The organism is Candidatus Baltobacteraceae bacterium, from assembly GCA_036559195.1.
Taxonomy (GTDB): domain Bacteria; phylum Vulcanimicrobiota; class Vulcanimicrobiia; order Vulcanimicrobiales; family Vulcanimicrobiaceae; genus JALYTZ01.
In genome coordinates this window covers 1-6,842 of the sequence record DATBTN010000077.1, presented here as the reverse complement: position 1 = coordinate 6,842, position 6,842 = coordinate 1, and the positions used below count along the sequence as shown (strand labels likewise).

The 6,842-nt window shown below is 62.6% G+C and carries 5 protein-coding genes; all 5 read right to left on the bottom strand.

What is annotated here, in order from left to right; genetic code table 11:
- Positions 1–18 precede the first annotated feature (18 nt).
- A complete protein-coding gene (locus tag VIG32_12335) occupies positions 19–450 on the bottom strand; it encodes a hypothetical protein (GenBank protein HEY8298796.1) in 432 nt (143 codons plus the stop codon).
- 98 nt (positions 451–548) lie between these two features.
- Positions 549–1,220 (bottom strand): GntR family transcriptional regulator, encoded by a 672-nt coding sequence (locus VIG32_12330; GenBank protein HEY8298795.1) that lies wholly within the window; start codon positions 1,218–1,220, stop codon positions 549–551.
- A 47-nt stretch (positions 1,221–1,267) separates the two neighbouring features.
- A complete protein-coding gene (locus VIG32_12325; protein ID HEY8298794.1) occupies positions 1,268–2,638 on the bottom strand; it encodes an MFS transporter in 1,371 nt (456 codons plus the stop codon).
- 6 nt (positions 2,639–2,644) lie between these two features.
- Entirely contained in the window at positions 2,645–5,767 is a 3,123-nt protein-coding gene (locus VIG32_12320; protein HEY8298793.1) for a hypothetical protein, read from the bottom strand.
- Between the two features lie 245 nt (positions 5,768–6,012).
- Positions 6,013–6,842: hypothetical protein (locus VIG32_12315; GenBank protein HEY8298792.1), on the bottom strand; the 830-nt coding region annotated here is incomplete at its 5' end.

Here is a 6,842-nt window from a genome sequence, read left to right as displayed (position 1 = left end):
TTTTTTAGGGCTTAGGGTTTAGAGATCGCCGCACGAGACGTAGCGTTTGGGGTTTTTCGCGTCGTGCACGTTGATCGCGTAATGGCCGTCCTCGAGCTGCTTGAGGGTTACGCCGCTTATGGTGCTCATCGAGGTTCCGTTCACGACGTTTGAGAGGGGCTTCCACGGCTTCGGGTTGAGCTTCGCGCAGGTTCCGGCGTGGATGTGTGCCATCTCCGATGCGCCCTTGGGCTCGTTGAAGACCGCAACTTTGACCATCAGTTTGCCGCCGACGTTTTTAACCATCGCGGTACCGTTCTGTTTCGAACCGTTTTGCGGACCCATGTTGATGTTGAGCGTCTTGGTCGCCATCTCGTTGTGCATTTTGTGCATGGTATTCGGCGTGGCGAGCGCGGTGCCGGTCACTGCTGCGGCGACTGCGACAGCCAAGACGTAGCGGGTGAGTTTCATGGTATCTCCTCTATATAAGAACGCATCCGGCCCGCGAGGGCCGGCTGGAAGAGACTTTCCACACCGTCCGGCCTGCTAAACGCCCGCCCGGCCGGCGATCACCAGCGCGTCGCCGTGCGCTGGCGGAGGTAGTCTTCGAGCATATCGGCCACGTCGTTGATGTGGTGGCGCAGCAGGCGCTCCGCCTTCTTGGCGTCGCCTTCGCGGCAGGCGGCCAAAATCGCGCGGTGCTCCTTCTGCCCCTGCTCGCGATAGTTGAGAATCGCCACGTGCACGAGCAAGTAGCGGCTCGCGAGCCGATGCATGTTCTTGATGAGGGTGAGCAGCCGCGGGCGATTCGCCGCTTCGTAGAGCGTGCAGTGAAACGTTAAATTGTAGTCGGCCCATGCGTCGATCGTCGGTTCGGCATCGATCGCATCGAGGACGGCCTCCGCGCGTTTGAACAACGCGCTATTCATGTTCGGCATCGCCAAGCGCAGCGCGCGGGACTCCAAATCGATGCGAATCTCGCTCAGATCGCGCACGTCCTCAGCCGAGAGATCGGTGACGACCACGCCGCGATGGGGCGCCGAGCTCACCCAGCCTTCGCCCTCGAGCTGGCTGAGCGCCTCGCGCACCGGGATGCGGCTCACGCCGAATCGCGCGGCGATCTCGGCCTGCCGCAGCGGCTGCCCGGGCGTCAGGTGACCGCGCACGATAGCCTCGCGGATTCGCTCCGCGATAACGGCCGGCGCGGTTTGTTTTGGATCGTCGACGAGTGTGCCATCCATCTTACACACTCAAGCGTATACACTCTTGTCTACAGTGTCAACGATGCTTAGCCGGGTGAGAGCTCTTCCAGGCTGCGGCGATTGGTCGCCATGCCGAAGCCGCCGATGGCCACGGCGACGACCAGCGCCGCGGCGGCGATAAAAACGAAAACCCCAAGCGTCCCGTAGCGCGCCAGAATCGCCGCCACCGCAAAGCCGACGAAGATCGAGCTAAAGCGGCTCCACGAATACACGAATCCGACGGCTCGAGCGCGGATGCCGGTAGGATAGAGTTCGGCCTGATAGGCGTGAAACGCGCATGAAAACCACGCGTTACCCAGCGTCACGAAGCTGCCGAAGACGACGATCCAGAGCGGGGCGCGCGCCAACGCGAAGAGCAGTCCGAATCCGGCCGTTGCGAGCGCGAGCCCGACGATCTGCCACTTGCGCTGCAAACGATCGGCCAGCCACATCGCGAGCAGCGGACCGATCGGATTGACCAGCGCGATGAAAAACGTGTATTGCAGCGACTTCAAAACCGTCACGCCCTCGTGCCCGAGCAGAATCGGCACCCAGGATGCGAACCCGTAAAACATGATCGTCTGAGCGAGATTGAATACGACGAGCACGATCGTGCGCGTGCGATACGGCGGACGCCACATATCGCGCCACGCGTACGTGCGCGGCGGTTCCGAGTGCGGCTGCGGTTGCGGCAACGGCTCGCGCGTCTGCGCGCTCACCGCGTTTTCGATCGCGCGCATCGCGTCGTCGGCTTCGCGCGTGCGACCGCGAATCTCGAGCCAGCGCGGAGATTCGGGCAACCCCGCGCGTAGCGGCCAGATTGCAAGGACGCCGAGCGAGCCGATCAGCACCACGTAACGCCAGCCGGTCAGCCCCGCCCACACGTGCGGCGGCGCGAGGCGATAGGCGAGCAGCGCCACGATCGGAATCGCGAGATAGCCGACGAACTGCGAGAGCGCGATCGCTCGGCCGCGCCAGTTTTTGGGCGTAAGCTCGGAGATATACGTATCGATCGTAACGAGCTGCACGCCGATTCCGAGCCCGGCAACGAAGCGCCAGAAGTCGATCGCGGCGGCCCCGTGCGCGAACGCCATGATCGCGTTCGCGATCGAGTAGAACAGCAGCGAGATCGTGAAGGTCGCGCGGCGGCCGTACCGGTCGGAGATCCAGCTAAAGATGAGCGTCCCGAGAAACATCCCGGCGAACCCGGCGGCGACGAAGCTCGCGAACCCGGCCAGGTCGAAGAGGCGCGCCGTCGTCCCCCGGAAGTACCCCTCCCCGATCATGCCGAGTGCGATGTAGCCGGTCATGAAGAGATCGTAGAGTTCGAACCAGCCGCCGATCGAGATGCGCAGCACCATTGCGCGCACGTAGCGCGACGGCGGCAGCCGGTCCAAACGCGCGGCGATCGTTTCCATTCCGCGCTACTTCGCTACGGTCGTCGCTCCGGCGATCGGTTTACCGAGTTCCCGCGCGAGCGGCAGCAGGGTCGCGGTGACGTAGGCGTTATACCTGGCGATCGCCGCCGCGTATTGCACGTCGTAGCGGCGAGCGTACTCGAGCACCGCCGGCGTCGGCGGCGTCGGCGAACCGAATCCGCCGCGCGGGAGATTCTCGCGCAGTTCGCCCGGACGTTGAATCGAGTCCTCGTCGTTGTGATAGTTGGCGGTAAACTCGTTGAAGATCGCGGCGCGCCGCGCGTTGGCGCTCGCAACCTTGGCTGCGAGCGGCGCGTCGGCCGCGGCGGCTTTCAGCGATTTCGCCTGTTCGTCGAGATGGTTGAGTACCGTGTTGATAACGCCCGCAACGTGCGAGTACTTCTTGGCAAACTCGTAGGCCGCCACTTGCTGCGCGCGCGTGTAGGCCATTTTCGGATCGGATTTAACCGCGAAACGCTGCGTGTAGGTGCGTCCGCCGATCGTCATGCGGGCGGCGTACTCGCCCGGAAGCACCTCGACGCCGGTAAGCGGACCGCGGTACTGCGGACGCGCGGCGCCCATCCATTGCGCCACGCCGTCTTCGTGAAAGTCCCAGATCACGCGATTGATTCCCGCACGATTGGGCACCTCGGTTCGTTTGGGAACGTCGTCGTTAGCGGGCTCCGCATCGGGCGCCGGGCTCGGCGTGGCTTTCGCGCCGCGGATGTGACGAACGACAGTGCCGCGTGCATCGAGGATGTCGATCTCGGGCGGCGTCGCCGACGGCGCGGCTTGATAGAAGTCGAGAATCGCGCCGGCGGGCGGGTTCTTGCCGGTAAAGCGCGTGTACGCGCCCTCGTCTTCGCTATGGTAGCTGTATTGGTAGGCGGTGCGGATCGGAAAGAGCATGCCGCCCTGCGCCTTGGCGCGCGGCAGATCCTGAAGCGACGCGACGTCGTCCATGATCCAAAGCGCGCGCCCGTGCGTCGCGATCACCAGGTCGTCGAACTTGCGCGCGAAGCGGATATCGCGCACGGAGACGGTCGGCAAATCGTTTTTGAAATCCGCCCAGTTCGTGCCGCCGTCGTACGAGATCCACATGCCGTTCTCGGTGCCGGCGAAGACGAGACTGCGGTTGTGAATGTCGGGCCGAACCGTGCGAACCCATTGATTCTCCGGCAACCCCGCGACGATCTTTTGCCACGTCTTGCCGTAGTCGTGCGTGACGAAGAGGTACGGCGTGTAGTCGCCCGAGCGATGCCGGTCGACGTTGGCATAGGCGGTTGCCGCATCGAGCGGCGACGGTGCGATCGTTTCGATGCGGCCGTACGGCGGAACGTTCTTCGGCGAGACGTTCTTCCAATGAGTTCCGCCGTCGAGCGTTACTTGCACCACGCCGTCGTCGGTGCCGGCCCAGATCTCGCCGCGGCGGGCGGGCGAGCCTTCGATATCGAGGATCGTATCGGAGTATTCGGCGCCCGAAACGTCGGTTGCGAGCGGGCCGCCCGCCGGCTGCTGGTGCGCTTTGATGTTGCGCGTGAGGTCGGGGCTGATCGTCTTCCAGTGAATGCCGCGATCGGTCGATTGGAATACGACGTTGCCGCCGTACCAGAGTATGTGGCCGTCCCACGGCGCGAACGCGATCGGCGAATCCCAGTTGAACCGGTATTTGCGCGCGTAGAGCGCGAAATCGTTACGGTTGAAATCGTAGTAGGGTTGGATGAAGCGCGTCTGGCGCGTGGTTTTGCTGAATTGGGCAACGCGGCCATCTTGCAAGTCGGTGATAATCGTCTTGGGATCGATCGGGTCGGGAACCGCCCACATGCCGTCGCCGCCGATGACGCGCAGCCAGTGCTCGTCTTTGATGCCGTCGGGATCCTGCGAGTTCGACGGACCGCAGAAACCGTTGTTATCCTGCAGCGGCGCGCAGACCCAGTACGGGTTTTCGTTTGAAATGGCCGTGTGGTAAATCTCGCCGATGGGAATGTTGCGCGAAAATTCCCAATGCTTGCCCCCATCGAGCGTTAACGCGTAGCCGCCGTCCTCACCGGTCATCATGCGATCCGGATCGTTCGGCGCGATCCACATCGCGTGATAGTCCACGTGCACGTCGCGCGCGACTTCCTTAAACGTGTGGCCGCCGTCCTTACTCTCCGCGAGCATCTCCGAGACGGCGTAGACGTGATCGGCGTTTTTCGGATCGACGTTGATGTGGGTGAAATAAAACGGGCGTTGATCGACGAGAGTGTCGTCGCTTACCATCTTCCAGTTGGCACCCGCATCGTCGCTGCGCCACAGAATACCGTCCTTGGCCTCGACGATCGCGTAGACGCGCTTGCTGTCGCTCGGCGCAACCGCGATTGCGATGCGACCCGTGAGACCGGCCGGCAATCCGTGGCCGGTAAGTTTGTTCCACGACTTGCCGCCGTCAACGGACTTGTAGAGTCCGTCCTCGGTGCCGCCGGAATGAAAGGTCCACGGCTCGCGGCGGAACTGCCAGATGCCGGCGTAGACTACGTTCGGGTCGTTCGGATCCATCGCGAGTTCCGATGCTCCGCTCTGCGGTCCGACGTAGAGCGTTTTGTTCCAGGTTTTACCGCCGTCGTCGGTCACGTAGACGCCGCGGTCGGTTGAATCTTTGAAAATATCGCCGAGCGCGCCGACGATCGCGTGATTGGGATCCTTGGGATCGACGAGAATGCGTGAGATGTGGCGCGTCGCTTTGAGGCCGAGATCGCTCCACGTTTTGCCGCCGTCGGTTGACTTATAGACGCCGTCGCCATAGGTGACGTCGTTACGCGGATTCGATTCACCCGTGCCCACCCAGACGACGTTTTCGTTCGACGGATCGATCGTGACCGCGCCGATCGAGGAAACGTCTTGTTTTTCGAACACCGGCGACCAGGTCGCGCCGCCGTTGACGGTCTTCCACACGCCGCCGCCGGCGGAGCCGATGTAATAGAGCTTTGGATCGCTCGCCGTTCCCGCCACCGCCGCAACGCGTCCGCCGGCCACCGCCGGTCCGATCGACCGCCACGACAGATGCGCGTACGGCGTCTCGCTAGCGGCCGAAGCCCCCAGCGTCGCAGCCAATACAAACGGCACGAAGGCCAAAACGATTCGTTTCACATCGACCACTTTCTAGCTGCGCGTTAGTGTATGCGCCCCGCGCCCAGTGCCCTTCGCCCTTCGCCCTTCGCCCTTCGACAAGCTCAGGGTGACAAAAAAAGAGTGTTTCTTCTCTTTTTTTCTCTGTCATCCTGAGCTTGTCGAAGGACGAGCTTGTCGAAGGACGAGCTTGTAGTGCGTGGCTCGCGTCGCCCTTCGACAGGCTCAGGGTGACAAGGGTTGTTCGTTCGTTTTCGTTTGCAGGCTCAGGGTGATACGGGGGTGGCTTTGGTGATGGGTTTTAGGGCGGCTTGCTGCAGCGCGGCGTTCAAGGCGGGGAGCGATCGAACGTAGGCGTTGTAGCGGGCGACGGCGGCTTTGTATTCGACGTCGATGCGATTGCCGAGGCTGGTGATGGCCGGTGTTATCAGGCCGCCGCCGGCGTAGCCGAGGCCTTGGATATCCTCGCGCAGTTTGCCCGGGCGTTGGATCGAATCTTCGTCGTTGTGGTAGTCGGCGGTCAGCGTCGTGAAGATCGCGTCGTGGGTTTTGAGCGCGTCGTCGATCTTGCTCGCAACGCCGGTCGCGTTCTTCTTCTTGGCCGCATCGCTTGCTGCCGTCAGTTGTTTCTTTACATCGTCGAGCGTGTTGAGCATCGTATCGACGATCGAGAACTCGTGGAAGTACTTCTTGCCGAAGTTGTAGCTCGCAACGTACTCCGCTTGCGTGAATTGCGAGCGCGGATCGGGTTTGACGACGAACCGCTGGGTCATGGCGCGGCCGTTATCGGTTAGACGCACGGAATACGAACCCGGAACCACGGCCGGCCCTTCCTTCGGACCCTGATACGACTCTTTTGCCGCACCGAGCCACTTCACGGGGCCGTTGGTTTGGAAATCCCAGGCATACGTATTGAGCCCCACCTTGTTATCGATGGACGGCTCGTCCTTGCCGCTGACTTTGTGCGTGCCTTCCACCGTGCGTACCACGTGACCGGACGCATCGAGAAACTCCATCTTCGGCGGCGTTTTGGCGGCCGTCTTCTGATAGAACGTCACCATCACGCCGGTCGGCGGATTCGCGCCGGCGTAGTCGG